We start from the raw sequence: 21658 nt of genomic DNA, 5'->3' as shown, positions 1-21658 counted from the left end.
CGAACGGTTGACGCGGGCGGTAAGGGAAAACCGTTGTCGCCAGCCGCCGACTAGACCAGCACCCGCTCGATCCCGCCGTTGTTCGCGGCTTTCACATAAGCAGGCATCCACTCCTCGCCCAGCACATGACGCGCGATCTCGACGACGATGTAGTCGGCTTCGGTCGAAGCATCGTCGTTGTAGCGCTTCAGTCCCTGCAGGCAGGACGGGCACGAAGTGAGGATCTTTACCTCGCCCTTGAAGCCATCGGCGCGCAACTTGTCCGCACCTGCACGCATCTCCTGCTCCTTGCGGAAGCGGACCTGCGTAGCCACGTCCGGACGCGTCACCGCGAACGTTCCCGACTCGCCGCAGCAGCGGTCGTTCTTCTCGATCTTGCCGTTCGCCTGCGAGTTCATGAGGGCATTCACGACCTTCAGCGGATCGTGCTGCTTGATCGGCGTGTGGCACGGGTCGTGGTACATGTAGCGCACGCCGGTGACCCCTTCGAGCCTCACGCCCCGCTCCATCAGGTACTCGTGAATATCGATGATGCGGCAGCCCGGGAAGATCTCTTCGAATTTGTAGCCCTGCAGCTGGTCGTAGCAGGTGCCGCAACTCACGACGACCGTCTTGATATCGAGATAGTTGAGCGTGTTCGCGACGCGGTGGAACAGGACCCGGTTGTCCGTGATCATCTTCTCCGCCTTCTCGAAGTCGCCCGAGCCTCGCTGCGGGTAGCCGCAGCACAGATAGCCCGGCGGCAGCACGGTCTGGACGCCGACGTGCCACAGCATCGCCTGCGTCGCGAGCCCCACTTGCGAGAACAGCCGCTCCGAACCGCACCCGGGGAAATAGAACACCGCCTCCGAGTCGCTGCTCGTGCGCTGCGGATCGCGAATGATCGGCACGTAGTGACGATCCTCGATATCGAGCAGCGCGCGCGCCGTCTTCTTCGGCAGACCGCCCGGCATCTTCTTGTTCACGAAGTGCAGGACCTGCTCCTTGAGCGCCGGCTTGCCGGTCGTTGCCGGCGGCCGCCTGGTCTGGCCCGATGCGAAGGCACCGAGCGCCCGATTGGCGAAGCGCTGCGCCTTGAAGCCCCAGTCGATCATCGCTTTGCGCGTGAGCTTGATGGTTTCAGGGTTCGTCGCATTCAGGAACAGCATCGAAGCGGCGGTTCCTGGATTGAAGCGCTTCTTGCCCATGCGCCGCAGCAGGTCGCGCATCGCCATCGACACATCGCCGAAATCGATGTTCACAGGACACGGCGTTACGCACTTGTGGCACACGGTGCAGTGATCGGCCACGTCGGAGAACTCATCGAAATGCCGGATCGAGATGCCACGGCGCGTCTGCTCTTCGTAGAGGAAGGCCTCGATGAGCAGCGATGTGGCAAGAATCTTGTTGCGCGGCGAATAGAGCAGGTTCGCTCTCGGCACATGCGTCGCGCAGACCGGTTTGCACTTGCCGCAGCGCAGGCAGTCCTTGATCGCATCGGAGATCGAGTTGATGTCCGAGTGCTGCATGATGAGCGACTCATGACCCATCAGGTTGAAGCTCGGCGTCCAGGCGTTGCGCAGGTCGGCGCCCGGCAGGAGCTTGCCCCGGTTGAAGCGACCGTCCGGATCGACGCGATCCTTGTAGCGACGAAATTCCGCGGTCTCATCGTCCGACAGGAACTCGAGCTTGGTGATGCCGATGCCGTGCTCGCCCGAGATCACACCATTCAGCCCGCGCGCGATCTGCATGATCCGCTCGACCGCGCGATAGGCTTCCTGAAGCATCTCGTAGTCGTCGGAGTTGACGGGGATGTTCGTATGCACATTGCCGTCGCCGGCGTGCATGTGCAAAGCGACCCATACGCGACCGCGCAGCACGCGCTTGTGAATCTCCTCCGCCGCTTGCAGAACCGGAATGAAGGCGCCGCCCACAAAGAGCCTGCGCAGGTGCGCGCGGACTTCTGTCTTCCAGGACGTACGGATCGTCCGGTCCTGGATCAGGTCGAACAGGCGGACGTCGGGCTCCTTTTCCAGCCGCGTTTCGAAATCGCCCCGCACCGGTTCGAAGCCCAGCATCGACAACTGCGAGAGGGCGTCGCGCAGCGGCGTATCGAGGTTCTCATATAGATACGCCCAGCGCGCGTGCGCCGTAGCGATCACCTGCCGCGCCTGTTGCTGGCGATCGCCGATCAGTTCCTGTCGCGAAGCCCGCTCCATGTCGGGATCGTCGACCTTGCCGAGCTGGAGCTCACCGGCGAAGAAGCGCCCGAGCTCGGACAGCATCACCAGCTTGTTCTTGAAGGACAGCTCGATGTTGATGCGCTCGATCGCATCCGTGTAGTCGCCCATCCGGTCGAGGGGGATGACGACGTCTTCGTTGATCTTGAATGCGTTGGTATGGCGCGCGATCGCCGCCGTCCGCGAACGATCGAGCCAGAACTTCTTGCGCGCATCCGGATTGACGGCGACGAAGCCTTCGCCGGATCTGGCGTTCGCCAGCCGCACGACTTCGGAGGTGGCACGCGCCACGGCGTCATCGTCATCGCCCACGATATCGCCGATCAGCACCATCTTCGGCAATGCACCGCGCTTCGACTTCGTTGCGTAACCGACGGCGCGCAGATAACGCTCGTCCAGATGCTCTAGACCGGCGAGCTGCACACCGCTCGTGCGCGCCTCGCTGTCGAGAAAATTCTTGATCTCGACGATCGATGGAATCGCATAACGCGCGTGACCGAAGAACTCCATGCACACCGTGCGGATGTGCTTCGGCATGCGATGCAGCACCCAGCGCGCCGACGTGATCAGGCCGTCGCAACCTTCTTTCTGCACGCCCGGCAGGCCGCCGAGGAATTTGTCTGTGACGTCCTTGCCGAGACCGACCTTGCGGAACTTGCGGCCTTCGATATCGATCCGCGCGGTATTGATGACGCGCGCCCGATCGGGTGCTTCACGTCCGTCTTTCCACACGACGTCGAACCGGGCGACGTCGACTTCATGAATCTTGCCGCGGTTGTGGCCGACGCGAGTGACCTCGAGCCAGTTGCCTTCCGGATCGACCATTCGCCACCACGCGAGATTGTCGACCGCGGTGCCCCAGAGAACCGCCTTCTTGCCGCCCGCGTTCATCGCGATGTTGCCGCCGATGCACGACGCGTCCGCTGATGTGGGATCGACCGCGAAGACGTAACCCGCACGCTCGGCGGCATCCGACACGCGGCGAGTCACGACGCCGGCTTCGCTGTAGATCGTCGGGACCTTGCCCTCGACTCCCTGCAGCTCGCCCAGCTCCACGGCATCGAGGCGCTCGAGCTTCTCGGTATTGATGACGGCCGACATGCTGGTCAGCGGGATCGCGCCGCCGGTGTAGCCAGTACCACCGCCGCGGGGAATCACTGTGAGTCCGAGCTCGATGCAAGCGCGAACGAGCGCCGGGATTTCCTTCTCGGCATCCGGCGACAGCACGACGAACGGATATTCGATTCGCCAGTCAGTGGCATCAGTGACGTGCGACACGCGTGCGAAGGCGTCGAACCGGATGCAATCTTCACGGGTGTAGCGCGCGAAGAGCTTGCGCGCCCGCTTTCGCAGCGTAGCGACCCGGTCGAATTCGCTCGCGAACGACTCGACCGCCTTGCGGGCCGCTTCGAGCAACTGGCCGACCTTTGCATTGCGATCCGCGTCCGCAGGCTCGCGGCGACGCTCGACCTCGTTCAAGCGATGGTGCAGGGCGTCGATCAGCAGGCGGCGACGCTTCGGATTGTCGATCAGGTCGTCCTGGAGATAGGGGTTGCGCTGAACGACCCAGATGTCGCCGAGCACTTCGTACAGCATCCGCGCCGAACGGCCAGTCCGGCGCTCAGTCCGCAGCTCGTCCAGCACCTGCCAGACCGGCTCGCCGAGCAGCCGAATGACGATCTCCCGGTCCGAGAACGAGGTGTAGTTGTAGGGAATCTCGCGCAGGCGCGCGGGAGCTTCGGGGACGGGAATGCGTTCCGCCTCGACGGGATCGAGCGGCAGGGACAGGTTCAGCAAGGCTGACTCGCTAGCGGTGGCGATCTGGGGCGACGAATTGTAGTGGTCGCCGGTGCGGACGGTCCAATGAGGTGCAGGCCGAAATCCACACAACTGCGGCAACGCGGGCGTTCTTTGCTTATATTCTCGTAACCAAATCGAATAAGGACCCTCAGGGTGAACATCGAGCTGACGGCCCTCGAAGCCCGCGTGATCGGCTGCCTGATCGAGAAGGCAATCACGACACCGGACCAGTATCCGCTGTCCCTGAACTCCCTGACTGCCGCGTGCAATCAGAAGAGCAACCGCGACCCGATCATGGATCTGGACGAGCGCACGGTGCAGCAGACGCTGGACTCCCTCGTCCGCAAGCACTTCGTCCTGGAGAAGTCCGGCTTCGGCAGCCGCGTACAGAAGTACCAGCATCGGTTCTGCAACACCGGCTTCGGCTCGCTCACTTTCACGCCGCTCGAAACCGGCATCCTTTGCGAACTCCTGGTCCGTGGCCCTCAGACGCCTGGCGAACTCAAGACGCGTGCCGCGCGCATGGCGGAGGTGAACGACGTTTCCGAAGTCGAGTCCGCGCTTCTCAATCTCGCCAAGCGTGAAGACGGACCTTTCGTTGTGCAGCTGCCGCGCGAAGCCGGTCGCCGCGATTCACGCTATGCGCATCTGTTCAGCGGCGATGTCGAGATTCCCGAAGCCTCCGCGACCGAATCGATGGTGCAGATCCCTCGCCCCCAGCCACAAGCAGAGCGAATCGAGAAACTGGAAGAAATCGTCGCGGAACTGCGCCGCGAACTGGATGAGTTGAAGGCGAAGCTGGAGTGAGAGGAAGAAGCAAGACGAAGAATCTCCACGGGGCACACGGGGAGATTCTTACTCTTACCTCTTACTCTTTCTCCTTCCCGTATCGCCACAGCACCCCCATCGACGGCACCATCGGCAGCCAGTTGTCGGTGCTGGACTCCAGCGCCGGGCCTGCCGGCGTGTCGATGACGCGATACTCCGTGCAGCAAGGATTCTCGCGTGAGGTCATGTTCGTCACTTCGATGAACACATCGAGCTGGCCGCGAGGCAGATCGAAGGTTCGGGTGACGCGAAGATCGAGTGAATTGAAGTCGTCGTAGCGCAGCGCGTTGCGCGGGCCCAGAACCACCGGCGACTGGCCGGGGGCCGGATCGGGCACCAGACTCAGCTGAGTCGTCGGCCATCCGGTGTGGAAGCTGTTCGCGAGCGTCGCTGCCCAAGGCCCACTCGTCCACGCGATCCCCAGGCTGACGGCATGGCGCTGATCCCAGCTGCGATATACGTCGTCCCCCGCAGTGCGATCGCGTGCTTGCGACCATGTATAGCTCAGCCAGCCGCTCCAATGACTGTCGGGGTGCCAGTTGAACCAGACTTCGGCGCCATCGACGCGAGCGCTGTCCGGCGCGATGCGGACCCGATCGAACTCGATCTCCGGCAGCAGCACGAGCGGATCGAAAAGATTCTCGAAGCGCGGATTCAGCTGGCGATAGTCCTTGCGGTACAACTCCAGTCGCGCGTCGAGCTGTCCGGCAAATGTACGTTCGATGCTGAAGATCGCGTGGTTCGCATGCTGCGCCGGATAGAACCGGTCGACCCCGTCCTCCACCTGCAGCTCATTGATGCCCTGCGACTGGTAAAAGCGCCCCCAGCTCGCACGCAGCCGCGTCTCTGGGTTCCAGAGATAGAGCACGCTCACTCGCGGGCTCCATTGCTCGGAATCGCCTGAGCCGTCGTAGGTCTGCGTGTCGATCCGCAGGCCGCCTTCGAGCGTCCAACGAGGATTCACTTCGAAACGCGTATCCCAGTAGCCCGATGCTTCGAAGCCGTCCGGATGCAACACGACGTTGCGCGCACGAGTCGCAGGCGGAGAACCGGGGAATGGGAAACCCGCCGCGAAGGAAATGTTTGCGTCGTACTCGTAGTCGGCCCACAGGCGGCGCACTTCCGCGCCGAAGCGGTGAATGAGGTTCTCCGCGTTCCAGTCGTTGTCGATGCGCAGGCCGACCACGCTGAAAGTGCGGTCATCGACGACCGTGCCGAAGCGACGATCCGGGTCATCCACCTGCCCGCGTCGTTTGTCGACGATGTCGGTCCATGAAGCGATCGCGCGACTGGTCAGCGAACCGGACCAGTCATGCTCGAGCGCCGCCCACGTGTAGACGTTGGTCGACTCATCCTGCGCACGTTCCGTACCGCCGGATCGGATCGCGGAAATCTGGTCGTGGGAGAGCAGCGTGCTCAGCGACGCTCTGGTTGCTTCGCTGAACTGATAGTCGAACCTCGCGAAGCCGTCCGAGTACTCCGGCTTGCCGAAATCGTTCTCCGCGAACTGCGCGAGCTCGCCGAGATTGCTGCGTCGCGCGGAGACGAGCAATTGCGCCCGGTCGTCGTGGAATTTTCCGGACGCGAGTGCATTGGCGTGAAAGAGACTCAGGCCCAGCTCGTAGTACCGCGATTGCTCCGGCCGGATCGAGCGTGCATCGATGATCGCGCTCATGCGATCGCCGTACATGACCGGAAATCCACCGAAGTACACGTCGAGCCCCGCGATCAGCCGCGAATCGAGCAGGCTCACCGGGCTCAGGTAATTCTTCAGATGGAACGGTTCATAGAGCCGCAGGCCGTCGAGCACGATCGCGGTTTCGTTGGGAACACCGCCGCGAATCGAAGCAATGCTCGAGAACCCATTGGCCGCCACACCCGGCAATCGCTGCACGGCCTGGAGGGTCTCATCGCCGAGGCGCGGCAGATTCGTCACCTGGATCTGATCGAGGAACGCGTGCGAGCCCGCGACATCGGACGCGAGTGCGTATCGGCTCGTCTGAACGACGACTTCCTCGACGATCGGACGCGCCGCGGCGGGTTCGGCTGGTTTCGGCTTCGCAGGTTGCGGCGGTTCCCCTCGCTGCACTGCGAAGGTCTTCGGAGCCACCTCGGCGAGCACCAGCCCGTGCTGCCCGAGAATTTCCCGCGCCAGTTCGACTCCCCGCTGCGCACTCGGCTCGACACCAATCACGAGATCATCGGAGACGAGACTGGTGTTGTAGATGAACGTGAGCCCTTCGACCCGCAGCTGATCGAGCACATCGCTGACGCGACGGCCCTGGTAGGGCGCAGCGACTGCAACGCTGCAGGCAAACACCATGCACGCGATCGCGGCGCGAATCGCGCTGTGCCGGCCACCGGTGATGAATGAATCGCTCAAGCTGAAGGATGCCGTTCCGTGCGGACGAAGTCATCCAGCGAACGACTTCACTCGCGGCATCTTAATCAAACCCCGGGTTCGATTGAATTGGGCCGACTCCACAACCGGCTGCGAAAACCGAACCGATAGACGCTCGATGCGATCAGCCATACCAGCATCGAGCTCCATACATCGTGCGACAGGAAGTGCGCGCCACGCGACTGCTGTGCCAGCCCGAAGACCAGTCCGGCAGCAACACCGGCAGCGAGTCCGACCGTCGCCCAAGCGCGTGACCGTTCGCGTATCGCGAAATACAGAGTCATCAGCGCATAGCCGGAGCTCGCATGGGCGGCCGGGAAGCAATGGGCGGCACGCAGCGACTCCAACCGATCGCTGAACAGCGACACGTAGGGAAGCCGGCCGCCGAACAGCTGCAGGTCCCACGGGCAATCGACGTTGGTCAGTTGCTTCAACAATCCGACGCAGCCGATGGCGAGAACCATCGAAACAATGAAATAGGCCACGGGACGCCGCCGTTGCCGCCACCGGTCGACGAAGAAAGTCGTGATCCACAGACAACAGGCGGACGCCACCAGTGAGCGGATGAACCAGCGGCCTCCGGTGTGCAGAAAATCGTTGGCCCACCAGCTCTCTCCGCCGCGCCACCGCATGCGCGCTTCGTCGAAGAAAATCGTGCCCGCGATCCGCGTATCCGCGCCCGTCGCGCTGATGATCGCAATGGCGACCGCAAAGGCGAGCAATGGCCAGCGCAGCTCGTCCCACCAGGCATCCGCATGCGCTGACACTTCAGAACGAACGCCGTGTTTCGATGAGGAACTGCACGCTGTCGATGTCCTTGCCGCCATCCAGCGGACAGGCGACATCGATGTGCAGGACGTTGCCGAGACCCGAACGCGCACTTCCCAGCCGCAGGCCCACACCGACATCCCGCAGCCAGCCGAGCGACTCGCCGCTGCCGCCTGCGAGCGCATAAGGATCGGTTCCCCATGTGCGACCTGCATCGAAGAACACCGCCGCGCCGACATTGAACAGCTTGAGCGGCTGCCAGCGCGTATAGAAGCGCTCCTCGAGCGTCAGCAGAGCCCGTGTCGTACCGGCCTGGTAGCGAAGCGGATACCCGCGCAGCCCGCTGTCGCCGCCGAGCAGGAGCTGCGTGTCGGGATCGAGATTCGACGTGAACGAAGCCGACACCGCGCCAAAGAGAACGCGACGCGGCGATTGCCGCATGTAGTAGCGACTGCCGACCTCGAGCGTTCCGTTGTGGACTTCGCCGTCCTCGAGTCGCCCGTTCAGGGCGAGCGAGCTGATGGAGTAGTGATCCTCGAGCGGCTCGAATCCCGCCTGCAGCGTTCCATTCAGGACGACGGCGTCGTGCGTCGAGCCGAAGGCGCTCGACGCGTAGCCGAGTTCGAGCCGGGCTGAGCGGCCGAGGTGCAGATCCTCCGTGCGTCCGATCTGATCGAGATTGCGCGTCTGCCGATACTGATCCTGGATGACTTCGATGCCAACCCACGGATACGAGAGCACGCGATCTTCCGGGACCATCGCGTTGACTCCATCCTTCGGCGGCGCCAGCGAGAAGTCACGCGCGTCGTAGCGCACGCCCGTTATCCAGCGTCGCACCCAGCCATCCTGTAAACCTTCGGAGATGCCGCCGCCGAGATCGAACGCTTGCTGATGGACGGCGTACTGATTCACGATCTCGCCGAGCGAGTACTGCGACTGCGTCGAAGTCGAATCGAACCCGCCGACGCCGAGACTCCATCGCGTATCGAGCGAATAGAACGGCCGGGTCAGCGACAGCGACTCCTCGCGACCGTCGCTCATGTCGGCATAACTCGCCCCGAGCCGCCACCAGCTCCCGAACAAGTGCGGATCCTTGTAGGCGAACCGCCATGCATCGCGATCGACATCGCTGGATCGATCCACGGCAATCTGTTTGCCGAGACCGAGGAAGTTCGTGTCCTCGAACTCCAGGTTCACCGCATTTGCGCCGCCCTTTCGACCGAAGGAGATCCCGGGACTCATTGTCCACACGTCGTGGACATGCACGACGACATCGACGGTGTTGTCGTCGTTGTAGCGAACCGGCTCGATCGTCGCATCGCTCAGATAACGCTGCTCGCGCAGCATCCGGGCCGACTCGGCGAGCGCATGCGGGTTGTACGCGTCACCCGTGTGGAACAGGAGCTGCTCGGCGATCGTCCGCACCCGCGTAGAGATATGCAGCGCGTTGGCGAGCTTGTACGGCGCCGAAAGATCGTTTGCATCCTCGAACACATCGTCGATCCGGATTTCGACGTTGCCGATGAGCGCGTGATCGAGTTGCAGGCGAGCGTCATCGAGGGAATGCGACGACGAACGTGCAGCCGGGGGCAGATTGAGCGCCACTTGCTCGACCGGCGCTTCTTCGGCTTCGGCGACTGCCCACAGGCAGCACAGGACGGAGATTGTCGCGGCGGTTTTCACGGGGGCTCCGGAACAGGAGGCTGCTGTGCGTAGGACGCACTCACGCGCACGGAGCAATCGGGGAAAAAGGCGGCGAGCTGTCATCCCCGCGAAAGCGGGGATCCATCTTCTCCTAACAGGCGTGGATTCCCGCTTTCGCGGGAATGACGGAGGCTCTCAGTGAATCAGGATCGCCGCTTCCGTCTCGGAATGCTTGAACGGCGTGGTCGCGAGAACCGCGGCCAGCGCCTGCTCCGGAGGAAGATTGTTGATGGAGCCGCGCAGAATGAGTTGCCCCGCGCTCGCCTGCAGCTCTGGGGTCGCGTACTCAACGGGCTTGCCCGTCTCGCGCGCGACCCATTCGAGGAATCGCGACAGCGGCTGACGCTCGATATCGAACACGGGCGCGATGCTCGTCGCCCACTGCCAGCGCGGATCCTGCGTGGAGATGCGGTTGCGTTCCGACACACCCTGGTTGCTGATGGTCATACGGTCGCCCGCTGCGCCCACGTATGTATCGCCCTGCCCTGCAATCTCGACACGGCCTTCGCGAACGCTGACTTCGATACCGGATCGAATCGTCCTGACTTCGTACTGCGTGCCCAGGTGACGGACGGCGCCGTAAAGAGTTTCAATGACCAGCGCCTGGTCCGCTGGCGCGCCGGCGCGGTGGTTCGCATCGACGTACAGCGCGCCGCTGTCGAGCGCAACGCGCTCCGGCGACTTGAGCTCGATCAGCGTGCCGGCCGCGATCCGCATCGACACGCCGTTCGGCAACGTCAACGCTACACGCGTGCCCTCGTCCGTGCGCAACATCGACCCGGTCGTGACCGTCGCTCCCTGGACGATGGGGTGCCATTCATCGCTGCCGCCGGCGGCGGCCTGCAGAACTCCGTCGACCCGGGCGACAGTCGCCACAGGTTCACCAGTCTTCGAACCCATCTGGAATACGAGCGTAACGGCAACGACCGCGGCTGCGATGCCGGCGGCCGCGCTGAATCCGACAAACCGGCGGCGACGCTGGCGTTGCTCGACGAGCTCGCGCCATTCACCGTGCACGACCTGGCGCACTTCGTTCATCACCTCGCTGGAAGGCACGTCGCGCGCGCCCGCCTCGCGCAGCAGATCGCGCAGACTCCGTTCGTCTTCGGAGTCTTCATCCAGCCCGGCAGTGGGGAGTTTCTCGTTCATGGACTCGTGTGCATCACTTCAGACACTACGCATCCCAGCGAGTACATCCGCGGCGGTCGATCCGAACACCGTTTCGAGCGCCTCGCGAAACGCAACACGCGCACGCGCCAGCATCGATTGCGCAGCCGTGTGGCCGATGCCGAGCAGCGCGCCGATCTCTTCGACCGAGCGTCCCTCGACATACTTCCATTCGAGCACATCTCCGTAACGGCCCGGCAGGCGATCGAGCACGCTGCGAATCAGCCGGCGTGTTTCTTCGGTGCCGTAGTGCTGCAACGGCTCATCTTCCGCCGGCGCTTCGATCGATTCGAGAGCGGCCCGCAGATCCGGGCTGTCCTCGAGCAGAGTCACATGCTTGCTGTGACGCCGATGGACCCGCAGATGGTCGACGATCTGATGCCGACAGATCTGGCAGACCCAGCTGAACAATGCCGCATCGCCCCGGTAGTTGGCCAGATGGCGGATCGCCTTGACGAGCGTTGCCTGCACGACTTCCTTCGCGGTCTCCTGATCGCCGGCCAGCCGCGGCAGGGCAAAACGGTAGACGCGCGGAAAGAAGTCGTTGAAGAACGCGTTGAAGGCGCGTTCCTCGCCGGCGAGCATGCGCCGCACCAGTTCACGGTCGTCGATCAATTCCGCGTCCACGATTAGCCACTGTCTGCCCGTTGGACGCGCTTCGCAAGCGGAATCAATCGCGGTTTTCCCGCGCCGCTGAGCGGGCGAAGACCGGCCTATCCATATGAATTCTTTGTAAGAAACTGGAATCGCCGGCCTGCGCCACCAAACTTTCCCGGGCATCGGTCGTCTCAACGTGAGCAACGTCCGGATGGACTCCCGCGAAAGCGGCAGTCCATGCCTTTGATCCGGCGCGGGACGGCGCCAAGTCAACTCATTCGGCGGAGTAAGCATCTATGGTTGCGAATCTGGCTCGGGCTTCTCTTTGCATCGCGGCAGTCGGGTTTTCGCTGGCTGCCTGCTCTCAGGAACAAGTGGTGTCGTCTCTGGCCGGCGCCCGTGCGGACGCGGCGACGCCTGCTTCGGCGGCGACTGCGCCAGTCGTCACGGGGCTGCCGGACTTCACGACGCTCGTCGAGCACTACGGTGCCGCGGTCGTGAACGTCGCCGTCGTCGAGAAAGCGCAACCGGTCGGCAATTTCAGCGGCGGACCGAATTCCAGCGGACCGGGCATGTCGCCCAACGACCCGTTCTACGAATTCTTCCGTCGGTTCGGCGGCGGCCAGATGCCGCGTGGCAACCCCCAGCCCGCGCGTGGCGAAGGCTCGGGCTTCATCGTGAGCGCGGACGGCTACATTCTCACCAACGCCCACGTCGTCGACGGCGCTTCATCGGTCACGGTGAAGATGACCAACCGGCGCGAGTACGAGGCCAAGGTCATCGGGGTCGACGAACGTACGGATGTGGCCGTCATCAAGATCGAAGCGAAAAACCTGCCGATCGTGAAGCTCGGCGACGCATCGACGCTCAAGCCCGGCGAATGGGTGATCGCGATCGGCTCGCCGTTCGGCTTCGAGAACAGCGTGACGGCAGGCGTCGTGAGCGCGACGTCGCGCTCGATGCCGGGCGCTGCGAACTACACACCTTTCATTCAGACGGACGTCGCGGTGAATCCGGGCAACTCCGGCGGACCGCTCTTCAATCTCAAGGGCGAAGTCGTCGGCATCAACTCGCAGATCTACAGCCGCACGGGAGGCTACATGGGCCTGTCGTTCGCAATTCCGATCGATGTGGCGACGCGGGTGCAGGAACAGCTCGTCGCAACGGGCAAGGTGACCCGCAGCCGCATCGGCGTGTCTATCCAGGAAGTCGATGCCCAGCTCGCCGATTCGTTCGGACTCGATCGTCCGCGTGGCGCGCTCGTCGGCATGGTCGAAAGCGACAGCCCCGGCGACAAGGCGGGCATCAAGGCCGGTGACGTCATCCTGAAAGTGGACGGCAACGAGATCGATCGATCCGCTCAGGTCCCGGCGATCATTGCCGAAACCAAGCCCGGCACGCCGGTGAAGATCGAAGTGTGGCGCGACGGCAGCACGAAGACCGTGACCGCGCGACCGGAGGAGATCAAGGAGCAGGCGGAACAGGTGGCTTCACGTGGCAACGCCGCGGACGACACCGAAAGCAAGCTGGGACTCGCCGTTCGCCCGCTCGCCCCGGAAGAGAAGCGCCAGGCCGAAACCAGCGGCTCGATCCTCGTCGAAGACGTGGGCGGCCCCGCAGCCGAAGCCGGCGTGCAACCCGGCGACATCATCCTGGGCGTCAACGGCAAGCCCGTGAAGTCGGTGGATGAACTGCGCAAAGCCGCCGGCAAGGGCGGAAAGGTTGTCGCCCTCCTCATCGAGCGCGAGAATGCCCAGATCTTCGTTCCAGTCCGCGTAGGCTGACAGTTTAGTGACCAGATAAGGCCCTGGCCGTGAGCACCCCGATCCGGTGCTCACGGCCTTTGTCTTGTTTCTGAACTCTTGCCAACCGCCAACCGCTAACCGCTACCGCTATGTCCTTGCTTCTCATCGAAGACGATCTCCAGGCGGCCGAGTACCTGATCAAGGGTCTGCGCGAGAGCGGCTACACGATCGACCACAGTGCCGACGGTCGTGACGGTCTCGCGCGAGCCACGCAGAACCGGTACGACGTGATCATTGCCGACCGGCAACTGCCCTTCATGGACGGTCTCGCGATCATCGCCTCGCTGCGTGAGAAAGGTGATCGCACTCCCGTACTGATTCTGTCCGCGCTGGGCACGGTCGACGATCGCGTTCACGGGCTGAAGGTCGGCGGCGACGACTACCTGACCAAGCCGTTCGCGTTCGCCGAACTCCTTGCACGCATCGAAGCGCTGAGCCGGCGCAGCGCATCGGCCGCGGAAGCAACGCGACTGCAGGTCGGCGATCTCGAAGTCGACCTGCTCGGCCGCCACGTCACGCGCGCAGGCCGCAACATCGATCTCACGACCAAGGAATTCCAGCTGCTCGAGTACCTGATGCGCCGCCCCGGCCAGGTCATCACCCGCACGATGCTGCTCGAAGGCGTGTGGAACCTGCACTTCGATCCGCAGACGAACATCATCGACGTTCACATGAGCCGACTGCGCAACGCGGTCGACAAGGGGTTCCCGCGGCCGTTGATTCATACGGTCAGGGGCGCTGGGTATGTATTGAAGGAATCCGAATAGTTGATGGCTGGCACTGCCCGCAGCGAATCGGGCTGCGCCTGCGTCATTCCCGCGAACGCGGCAATCCATGGCTTTCAGATAAGATGGATTCCCGCCTGCGCGGGAATGACGAACGAACCATGTCCGCTCCCCGCAAATTCCGCCTCTCCACCTCCCGCCTGACCGCGCTGTTCGCGGCGATCTTTGCCGCGGGCATCGCGATCCTTCTCACCACCGTCTACATCCTCACGGCTCGTGTGCTCGATCACGAAGTCGATGTCGTCATCCAGGCGGAGGTCAATGGGCTCATCGACGACTATCGTCGCGGCGGCGTGCTGCAGCTCGTCGAGACATTGCATCGGCGCGCTGACAGCTGGGGACGCACTGGCGCTGTCTACCTGCTGGTGGATGCACAGGGACGTCGTATCGCCGGAAACATCGCCGGCTGGCCGGAACAGATCGCGACCAGCGATGCGTGGATCGAGTTCGAGATCGATGCGAGCGAACACGGCGGAGTCGTCGCGCATCCCGTACGCGCGCAGATTTTCAAGCTGCCGTCGGGAAGGTCATTGCTCGTCGGAACGGACATCCTCGAACGCAAGCAACTCGCGTCGCGCCTGCGCTCCGCAATGATCTGGGGCACGAGCCTGTGTCTCGCGCTCGCAGTGCCGGTCACTTATTTCTACAGCCAGCGCGTGCGCCGTCGTATTGCGGCGGTGGCGACGACTTGCGAATCGATCATGACGGGCCGGCTGTCGGAGCGCCTCCCAGTCGAAGGCTCGCACGACGAATTCGATGAGCTGGCCAAGACCGTGAACGGCATGCTCGATCGCATCGAGCAGCAGACAAGCGTATTGCGCACGACGTTCGACAGCGCAGCCCACGACCTGCGCGCACCGCTCTATCGAGCCCGGGTGCGGATCGAGGAAGCGCTGCAGCACCCGGACCTCGCGAGCGGATCGCGTGAAGTCATGGACGCCACGCTCGCCGAGCTCGATCGCGTGCAGCGCACGTTGGGAACGCTGCTGCAGATTGCTCAGGCCGATGGTAGTGCGCGCGAACTCGCACTCCAAGCCGTTGACCTCGCGGAGCTCGCGCGTGAAATCGTCGATCTCTATCAGCCTGAAGCGAGCGAACGCGGCCTATCTCTGGCCTTCAGCGGCGAAACCCACGCCATCATCCGCGGCAATCAGCAGCTATTGGCGCAGGCACTCGTCAACCTGGTGGAGAACGCGCTGAAGTACGTTCCTGCGAGCGGGCGCATCGACGTCGCTGTCGAAACGACGAGCAACGAAGTGAACCTCACCGTGGCCGACAATGGTCCGGGAGTGCCCGCCGCTGAGCGTGAACATATTCTCCAGCCGTTCGTTCGCCTCGAACGCGATCGCACCCAGACCGGCAGCGGCCTGGGCCTCAGTCTCGTCGCGGCAGTGATGCGGCTCCATCGCGGCACGGTCGAGCTCTCGGACAATGCGCCGGGCCTCAGAGTGGCTTGTCGATTCCAGAAGGGCTGATTACTGCGCGACTGCCCGATCGGCAGCGCTTTCGATCACCTGACTTCCACCTGCTCCACGAAGAAGAGCTCGCAGGCACCCGCACCCGTGTCATTGCGACTGAGGGAAGTTTCCCAGGTGAATCCGTCCGCGCGACTGACGTTCACGAGCATGCCCTGCAAGCGCACGATGTTGCCCGCGCGAGTGGACTCGAGTTGCTCACGCACTTGCGCTGATCCGGGGATGAGATGCATGTTGGCCGCACTGCGCAGAGCGGTGGGCAGATCGATGGCTTCCTCGTCGGGATAGATCGTGAAGAACCGCGATCCCTGCGTGACCCGGAAGTGATCGAGCACCGTGCTGTCGGACATCGGGCCCCAGCCGACTGCGAAATCGATCGGAGCGATCCCTGCGCCGCCATCCACCCTGTAGGGCTCGACCGAAAGCACACGCGCCGTGATGTCATACCGGGCCCGCGGGGCGACCCGGTAATCCCCATGGTCGAACGGCGCCGTTTCGGCTGCCATCTGGATGGGCTCCTCCGGTGCCAGAACACCCGGCGACCGTTCGATCGGACGGCCCGACAGCATGCCCACGATGCCGAAGAAGCAGGCGCCGATCGCAAGCAGGGGTTTCCAGTGTCGCAGCATCACAGCGCTCTCAGCGACCCATCTCTACCTTCACCCAAACTTCCATGTCGCTGCTGCCGGTCGAGTAGCTGCGGCTCAACGTTCCGCTGCCGCGCGATTGCCCCGACTCGCTGACGCCGCCCAGCGAGATCCACTGGCCGAGCGCGCCGCCAACCTGCGTATCGATGGACTGGCTCTGGATCGTCGACGAATTGCCGCTCACTCGTTGTGCCTGCTGCGAGATGTCGAGCATCACGCGACTTCCGGTCACGCGAGGCGTGACGATGAAGCCGGTGCTCACATCCTTGTATTCGGTGGACGCGCCCAGCCAGGGGCGTCTGCCGCCGGCGGCGAGCACGGCCGTCACCATCGGAATGCTCTGGCCCGTCGAGATCCGCGCTGAACCCCCTTCGAGCATCTGCACCGAGCTCACGTTCGAGTCCTCACTACGGATGCTGCCGTCTGTGGCATGCACGGTGGCCCGGCTGCCTTGATTGGTGATGACTGCCGTACCAGCGATCGCTTCCCTGTCGATCGCGTCCCGCGTCGCGCGGCGCACCGAAACCATGAGCTGGCGCGGCTGCCGATCGATCTCGGCCAGAGCCCGCTTGATCTGCGCCACGTTCGCGGCGCTGGCCCGCAGGAACAGCTTGTAGTCCGAACCGCTCAGCGCGCCGCCGGGCTCCACGAGCGGCTGCACGATCGGGATGACCTCAGGGGCGGTCCGGTACTTGAGATCGATGATCTCCAGCGACTGGGCCAGCGACTGCCCTGGGGCCCAGGCCACCAGGAAAAGCACCGCAGTGCGCCATGACGCAGTTAACAGTTTCATATCGCTCACATTGGCCTCCCACGGGGGAATCGCGCCCTCGGCATTGTCCCCGAATCCGATCAGGGAAGGGCGTACGTGGTTGGCACTCAAGGTCCGGCGTCCCCGGCCGACTTTATGTTCGGGACGGGACTATCCGTGCCGGTGAGCCTTAGGACCCGTTCATGAATCTGATACTCGGCATCGTCATTGTCATGGGCTGCGTGCTCGGCGGTTATGCCGCGCATGGCGGACAATTGATGGCGCTCTGGCAGCCGTATGAAGTCCTCATCATCGGCGGCGCCGCCGCGGGCGCGTTCGTCATCGCCAATCCATTCAGTGTCACGAAGCGTGCACTGGGCGGCATCGGCCAGATCATGAAGGGGTCGCCCTACAAGAAGACGCACTACCAGGCGCTCTTCGCTGTCATGTACGACCTGCTCTCGGTCGCGCGCAAGGAAGGCATGATGGGCCTCGAGCGCGTCATCGAAGACCCCACGAAGAGCGAGATCTTCGCGAAGCGTCCGCTCATCCTCAAGGACAAGCACGTCATCGAATTCATCCAGGACTACCTGCGCCTGATCATCAGCGGCGACATGGACCAGCATCAGCTCGAAGCGCTGATGGATGTCGAAATCGAAACACATCACCACGACGCCGGCGAACCTGCCGGTGCGTTGAGCAAAGTGTCGGACGCATTGCCCGGCTTCGGTATCGTGGCCGCAGTGCTCGGGATCGTGAACACCATGGGCGCGCTCGGCGGCCCTCCTGAAGAGATCGGCAAGAAAGTGGCGGCCGCGCTGGTCGGCACCTTCCTCGGCATTCTGATCGCGTACGGCTTCGTCGGCCCGATGAGCACGGCGATGGAGCGCATGGCTCGCGACGAAACGCAGTTCTACAACACGATCAAGATCTGCATCCTCGGCTTCCTGCAGGGGCACCCGCCGCAGGTGGCGATCGAGTTCGGCCGCAAGGCGACGCCGGGCGAACTGCGCCCGAGCTTCAAGGATCTCGAAGCGCAGCTCAGGGGCAAAAAAGCTTAACGAGCGCGAGCGCACGTAGCTTCCACCATGGCTGCCCGACCCAAAGACGCTGGCCAAGTCGCGCCGATCATCATCAAGCGCGTCAAGAAGCATGCGCACGGCCATCACGGTGGCTCGTGGAAAGTTGCATTCGCCGACTTCGCGACCGCGATGATGGCGTTCTTCCTGTTGCTGTGGCTCATGGGCTCCACGACCGAGGAACAGAAAGGTGCGATCTCCGAGTACTTCCAGAATCCGTCGGCTGTGCCGGGCACGAGCACCGTGCCGTCGCCGACATCGATCCAGGGACCCGGCGGTGCCAGCACGAGCATGATCCAGCTCGGTGGCGGCATGGAGCTGCATCGCACGGCGACCGCGGAAACACAGCCGGCAGATCCTGCGGACGCGGAGAAGCTCGCGGAAGAGCTCGACAAGGAAAGGCTCGAAGGCCTGCTCAGTCAGCTGCGCGACGCGATCGATCAGCGCGAATCGCTGGCGCAGTTCAAGGACCAGATTCTTCTCGACGTGACACCTGAAGGCGTCCGTATCCAGATCATCGATCACGAGCGGCGCTCCATGTTCCCGCTCGGCAGTCCGGTGCTCGAGCCGTTCGCGGACAACATCCTGCGCGAGCTGACGACGATCATCGACAACGTGCCGAACCGCATCAGCATCAGCGGCCACACGGATATCCGTCCGTACGGTCGCGTGAATTACAGCAACTGGGAGCTGTCGGCCGATCGCGCGAACGCCGCGCGTCGTTCACTCATCGGCGGCGGTCTCACGCCTGAGAAGATCGGCCGTGTCGTCGGCCTGGCTTCGAGCGTTCTTCTCGACCCGCAGATTCCGGACAGCCCGATCAATCGCCGCATCAGCATCGTCGTGATGAACAAGCGCACGGAGGATGCCATCAATCACGAGAACGGCTCGTTGCTGAGCGTGCAGGACAACCAGCAGGGCGGCGCAGCAACGGCTGAAGGTGAACCGGTTGCGGCGGTGGCGCCGGAAGCGGCGCAGTAACCGCCGTCACTCCCGCGAACGCGGGAATCCATCCGGATCTGGAGAAGATGGACACCCGCTTTCGCGGGTGTGACGGTAATGACCTAGCGAGCCGCCAACATCGACTCTTCCTGCGGCACCGCGACCAGTCGCGAGCGCAACGAGATGCCATGCATCCCCGCCTTGTTCCTGATCGAAGACTCCGATCGATTCAGCTGCGTTGCAATGATCCGTGGCGACATGCCCTGATCCGCCATCTCGCGCAGTCTGCGCACGTCCTCGACGGTCCACACCGCACCGCTCGCCGTTCTCCAGGGAAATCTCATAGATACTTCCTCATGCGTTCTGCAGGACGTTCGCGGGGATGCGCCGCACATCGTTGCTTCCGGTCAGCGCCATGCTCACCTGCAGTTCCCTGCTGATGATCTCCAGGGCGCTCGTAACACCGGCCTCGCCGTTCGCAGCCAATGCATAGAGAAAGGCTTTGCCGATGAGGCAGCCGCGCGCACCGCGAGCCAATGCCTTGAGCACGTCCTGACCCGACTGAACGCCGCCGTCGAAGAGAACCTCGCAACGTCCGCCGACTGCTTCGGCGATCTTCGGCAGTACGGAGATCGTCGAAGGAGCGCCGTCGAGCTGGCGCCCCCCATGATTGGACACGACGAGCGCATCGACTCCGCTGTCGCACGCGAGACGCGCATCCTCGGCGTCGAGGATTCCCTTGACGATGAGTCTTCCGGGCCAGCGGCTGCGCACCCACTCGATATCGCGCCAGGTGACCGTCGGATCGAACTGCGAGCCGATCCATTGTGACAGTGTCGTGAGACCACCGGTGTTCTGCATTCGTCCCGCCAGATTGCCGAACGTGCGGCGCCGTCCCCTGAGCACTCGCAAAGCCCACGTGGGCTTGGTCGCCACATCGATGGCGTTCCGCAACGTCAGCCGAGGCGGAATGCTCAGCCCGTTCTTGGGATCGCGGCGACGCAGCCCCTGAATCGGCATGTCGACGGTCAGCATCAGCGCCGAGCACTGCGCCGCCTTCGCGCGCTCGATGAGCTCTTCGTTGAAGCTGCGATCTCTCATCAGGTACAGCTGAAACCAGAACGGCTTCTTCACGACGCTGCGCACATCTTCGATCGAGCAGATCGACATCGTGCTAAGGCAGAACGGAATGCCGAAGGCCTCGGCGGCGCGCGCACCCAGCATTTCGCCATCGGCGTGGAACAGACCCGTGAGGCCCGTGGGCCCGATCGCCAGCGGCATGGCGGCATCTTCACCGACCAGCGTCGTTCGCAGCGACTGCGTCGACACGTCCACCATCACGCGCTGGCGAAACTCGAGCGCCGCGAGATCGCGACGATTGCGGTCGATCGTGACCTCGTCGTACGCCCCGCGATCGGCGTAGTCGAAGATCGCTTTCGGAATGCGACGGCGGGCGAGTTCGCGGAGGTCCGCGATGCTGTTGACGATGGCCATGGGTCAGTGAGTGTGAGGTCGATGCAGATCGCACGCCGGGTTCAGCCGCACACCGAAACCCGGAGCATCGAGTGCGGAAGCTCTCATGCGTCCGTTGACGGGAACGGGTTCGTCGAGCAACTGCGGCGAGAACATCGGCACCACCTTGTCGGCTTGCGGCGCCATCATCAGGAATTCCGCGAACGGACTATTCTGACGGGTGATCACGAAGTGGTAGCTGTAGACCGATGAGCCGTGCGGCACGACCAACTTGCCGCGCGCATCGGCAAGCGCCGATATCTTCAGCAGCTCCGTGATGCCGCCGCACCAGCCGACATCCGGCTGCAGGATGTCGCAGCACTCCATTTCGAGGAGCATGCGAAAGCCCCACCGCGTTGCTTCATGCTCACCCGTCGTCACGAGCATGCCGGAGGGAACGTTGCGACGCAGTTCGGCATAGCCCCAGTAGTCATCCGGCGGCAGCGCTTCCTCGATCCATTTCAGATCGAACTCGGCGGCCGCGTTCGCCAGCCGCGTCGCGTATTCGACGTCGAGACTCATCCAGCAGTCGTACATCAGCCAGAAGTCGTCGCCGACCCGCTGGCGCATGTCGCCGAGCAACTCCAGGTTCTTGCGCAGCCCTTCTTCACGTTCCGCCGGACCATGATGCAATGGCAGCTTGCCGCCGATGAACCCCATTTGCTTCGCCAGGTCCGGACGCGCTCCCGTTGCATAGAACACGAGCTCATCGCGCACCGCCCCGCCGAGCAATGCGTGCACGGGCTCACCACGGACTTTCGCAAGCAGATCCCAGAGCGCGAGATCGACGCCGGAAATCGTATTGATGACAACGCCCTTGCGACCGTAGTACAGCGTCGCATTGAACATCTGGTCCCACAGCTTCTCGATATCCGTCACGCAGGCGCCTTCGAGAAATCTCGCGAGGTGCTTCTCCACGATCCAGCAGCCGATTTCGCCGCCGGTTGTAACAGAGAATCCGACCGTGCCGTCGCTCGCTTCGATCTCCACGACCAATGTACCCAGCACGTTGATGCCGAAGCTCTGCCGGCTCTGGCGGTACTGTGGGTACTTGCTCATCGGCGTCGCGATGTGATCGTCGATCCAGTGACCGCCCTTCTGGTCGTGATAGTCGGCACCGCCGCCTCGCAGAGTGAAAGCCCGTACCTGTTTGATCGTCGGCATCTTCGACATGACTT

General features: G+C 63.4%; 17 protein-coding genes. 6 read left to right on the top strand and 11 right to left on the bottom strand.

All coding sequences use genetic code 11. The features are described from left to right. Window positions 1-50: 50 nt before the first annotated feature. Window positions 51-4013: a DUF3683 domain-containing protein gene (locus tag HNQ60_RS17040; protein WP_407676455.1), complete on the bottom strand. Its 3963-nt coding sequence runs from the start codon at window positions 4011-4013 to the stop codon at window positions 51-53. Between the two features lie 159 nt (window positions 4014-4172). Here HNQ60_RS17040 and HNQ60_RS17035 point away from each other — a divergent pair, with 159 nt between their 5' ends. Next, the gene (locus HNQ60_RS17035; protein WP_184333971.1) at window positions 4173-4826 is read left to right on the top strand and encodes a YceH family protein; all 654 of its coding nucleotides are present in this window, start codon (window positions 4173-4175) and stop codon (window positions 4824-4826) included. A gap of 61 nt (window positions 4827-4887) precedes the next feature. On the opposite strand, the gene HNQ60_RS17030 is transcribed toward HNQ60_RS17035, so the two are convergent. From HNQ60_RS17030 to HNQ60_RS17010, 5 genes are all read right to left on the bottom strand, one after another. Beyond that, window positions 4888-7230 (bottom strand): TonB-dependent receptor plug domain-containing protein, encoded by a 2343-nt coding sequence (locus HNQ60_RS17030; protein WP_184333970.1) that lies wholly within the window; start codon window positions 7228-7230, stop codon window positions 4888-4890. A gap of 65 nt (window positions 7231-7295) precedes the next feature. Beyond that, a complete protein-coding gene (locus tag HNQ60_RS27585; RefSeq protein WP_184333969.1) occupies window positions 7296-8015 on the bottom strand; it encodes a phosphatase PAP2 family protein in 720 nt (239 codons plus the stop codon). 1 nt (window position 8016) lies between these two features. Next, the gene (locus HNQ60_RS17020) at window positions 8017-9699 is read right to left on the bottom strand and encodes a BamA/TamA family outer membrane protein (RefSeq protein ID WP_184333968.1); all 1683 of its coding nucleotides are present in this window, start codon (window positions 9697-9699) and stop codon (window positions 8017-8019) included. Between the two features lie 156 nt (window positions 9700-9855). After that, complete coding sequence (locus HNQ60_RS17015; protein ID WP_184333967.1) at window positions 9856-10869, bottom strand: FecR domain-containing protein; 1014 nt, start codon at window positions 10867-10869, stop codon at window positions 9856-9858. A gap of 18 nt (window positions 10870-10887) precedes the next feature. Continuing rightward, window positions 10888-11514, bottom strand: coding sequence for an RNA polymerase sigma factor (locus HNQ60_RS17010; protein ID WP_184333966.1), 627 nt, complete (start codon window positions 11512-11514; stop codon window positions 10888-10890). A 266-nt stretch (window positions 11515-11780) separates the two neighbouring features. On the opposite strand from HNQ60_RS17010, the gene HNQ60_RS17005 reads away from it, so the two are divergent. The 3 genes from HNQ60_RS17005 to HNQ60_RS16995 all read left to right on the top strand — a co-directional run bounded on the left by HNQ60_RS17005 (window position 11781) and on the right by HNQ60_RS16995 (window position 15549). Beyond that, window positions 11781-13268 carry a DegQ family serine endoprotease gene (locus HNQ60_RS17005; protein ID WP_184333965.1) on the top strand — a complete coding sequence of 496 codons (1488 nt, stop codon included), beginning with the start codon at window positions 11781-11783 and terminating at the stop codon, window positions 13266-13268. A 110-nt stretch (window positions 13269-13378) separates the two neighbouring features. Further along, window positions 13379-14056: a winged helix-turn-helix domain-containing protein gene (locus HNQ60_RS17000; RefSeq protein ID WP_184333964.1), complete on the top strand. Its 678-nt coding sequence runs from the start codon at window positions 13379-13381 to the stop codon at window positions 14054-14056. 119 nt (window positions 14057-14175) lie between these two features. Further along, on the top strand, window positions 14176-15549 hold the full coding sequence (locus HNQ60_RS16995; RefSeq protein ID WP_184333963.1) for a sensor histidine kinase: 1374 nt from the start codon (window positions 14176-14178) through the stop codon (window positions 15547-15549). 35 nt (window positions 15550-15584) lie between these two features. On the opposite strand, the gene HNQ60_RS16990 is transcribed toward HNQ60_RS16995, so the two are convergent. Together HNQ60_RS16990 and HNQ60_RS16985 are read right to left on the bottom strand one after the other, a co-directional pair. Continuing rightward, window positions 15585-16178, bottom strand: a complete 594-nt coding sequence (locus HNQ60_RS16990) for a hypothetical protein (RefSeq protein ID WP_184333962.1) — start codon at window positions 16176-16178, stop codon at window positions 15585-15587. Window positions 16179-16188: 10 nt separating this feature from the next. Further along, entirely contained in the window at window positions 16189-16989 is an 801-nt protein-coding gene (locus HNQ60_RS16985) for a hypothetical protein (RefSeq protein ID WP_184333961.1), read from the bottom strand. A gap of 161 nt (window positions 16990-17150) precedes the next feature. Here HNQ60_RS16985 and motA point away from each other — a divergent pair, with 161 nt between their 5' ends. Further along, a complete protein-coding gene (gene motA / locus HNQ60_RS16980; protein WP_184333960.1) occupies window positions 17151-18008 on the top strand; it encodes a flagellar motor stator protein MotA in 858 nt (285 codons plus the stop codon). A 27-nt stretch (window positions 18009-18035) separates the two neighbouring features. Continuing rightward, window positions 18036-19007 (top strand): flagellar motor protein MotB, encoded by a 972-nt coding sequence (motB, locus tag HNQ60_RS16975; RefSeq protein ID WP_184333959.1) that lies wholly within the window; start codon window positions 18036-18038, stop codon window positions 19005-19007. 83 nt (window positions 19008-19090) lie between these two features. On the opposite strand, the gene HNQ60_RS16970 is transcribed toward motB, so the two are convergent. From HNQ60_RS16970 to rhmD, 3 genes are read right to left on the bottom strand one after another with little or no spacing between them, the layout of a single operon-like run. Further along, entirely contained in the window at window positions 19091-19312 is a 222-nt protein-coding gene (locus HNQ60_RS16970) for a helix-turn-helix domain-containing protein (RefSeq protein ID WP_184333958.1), read from the bottom strand. A gap of 10 nt (window positions 19313-19322) precedes the next feature. Continuing rightward, window positions 19323-20462 carry an alpha-hydroxy acid oxidase gene (locus tag HNQ60_RS16965; protein ID WP_184333957.1) on the bottom strand — a complete coding sequence of 380 codons (1140 nt, stop codon included), beginning with the start codon at window positions 20460-20462 and terminating at the stop codon, window positions 19323-19325. Window positions 20463-20465: 3 nt separating this feature from the next. Beyond that, window positions 20466-21653 carry an L-rhamnonate dehydratase gene (rhmD, locus tag HNQ60_RS16960; RefSeq protein WP_184333956.1) on the bottom strand — a complete coding sequence of 396 codons (1188 nt, stop codon included), beginning with the start codon at window positions 21651-21653 and terminating at the stop codon, window positions 20466-20468. Window positions 21654-21658: the final 5 nt, after the last annotated feature.

Origin of the sequence: Povalibacter uvarum (assembly GCF_014202975.1) — a bacterium.
In the GTDB taxonomy this organism is placed as follows: domain Bacteria; phylum Pseudomonadota; class Gammaproteobacteria; order Steroidobacterales; family Steroidobacteraceae; genus Steroidobacter; species Steroidobacter uvarum.
The sequence above is the reverse complement of the archived record's forward strand: the minus strand, read 5'-3'. Positions and strand labels throughout refer to the sequence as shown.

What these genes read in the sequence shown, in the direction of transcription:
- HNQ60_RS17015 (WP_184333967.1), bottom strand. Translation starts at nt 10,869, where the DNA reads ATGAACGAGAAACTCCCCACTGCCGGGCTGGATGAAGACTCCGAAGAC.
- HNQ60_RS17005 (WP_184333965.1), top strand. Translation starts at nt 11,781, where the DNA reads ATGGTTGCGAATCTGGCTCGGGCTTCTCTTTGCATCGCGGCAGTCGGG.
- HNQ60_RS17000 (WP_184333964.1), top strand. Translation starts at nt 13,379, where the DNA reads ATGTCCTTGCTTCTCATCGAAGACGATCTCCAGGCGGCCGAGTACCTG.
- HNQ60_RS16995 (WP_184333963.1), top strand. Translation starts at nt 14,176, where the DNA reads ATGTCCGCTCCCCGCAAATTCCGCCTCTCCACCTCCCGCCTGACCGCG.
- HNQ60_RS16990 (WP_184333962.1), bottom strand. Translation starts at nt 16,178, where the DNA reads ATGCTGCGACACTGGAAACCCCTGCTTGCGATCGGCGCCTGCTTCTTC.
- HNQ60_RS16985 (WP_184333961.1), bottom strand. Translation starts at nt 16,989, where the DNA reads ATGAAACTGTTAACTGCGTCATGGCGCACTGCGGTGCTTTTCCTGGTG.
- motA (WP_184333960.1), top strand. Translation starts at nt 17,151, where the DNA reads ATGAATCTGATACTCGGCATCGTCATTGTCATGGGCTGCGTGCTCGGC.
- motB (WP_184333959.1), top strand. Translation starts at nt 18,036, where the DNA reads ATGGCTGCCCGACCCAAAGACGCTGGCCAAGTCGCGCCGATCATCATC.
- HNQ60_RS16970 (WP_184333958.1), bottom strand. Translation starts at nt 19,312, where the DNA reads ATGAGATTTCCCTGGAGAACGGCGAGCGGTGCGGTGTGGACCGTCGAG.
- HNQ60_RS16965 (WP_184333957.1), bottom strand. Translation starts at nt 20,462, where the DNA reads ATGGCCATCGTCAACAGCATCGCGGACCTCCGCGAACTCGCCCGCCGT.
- rhmD (WP_184333956.1), bottom strand. Translation starts at nt 21,653, where the DNA reads ATGTCGAAGATGCCGACGATCAAACAGGTACGGGCTTTCACTCTGCGA.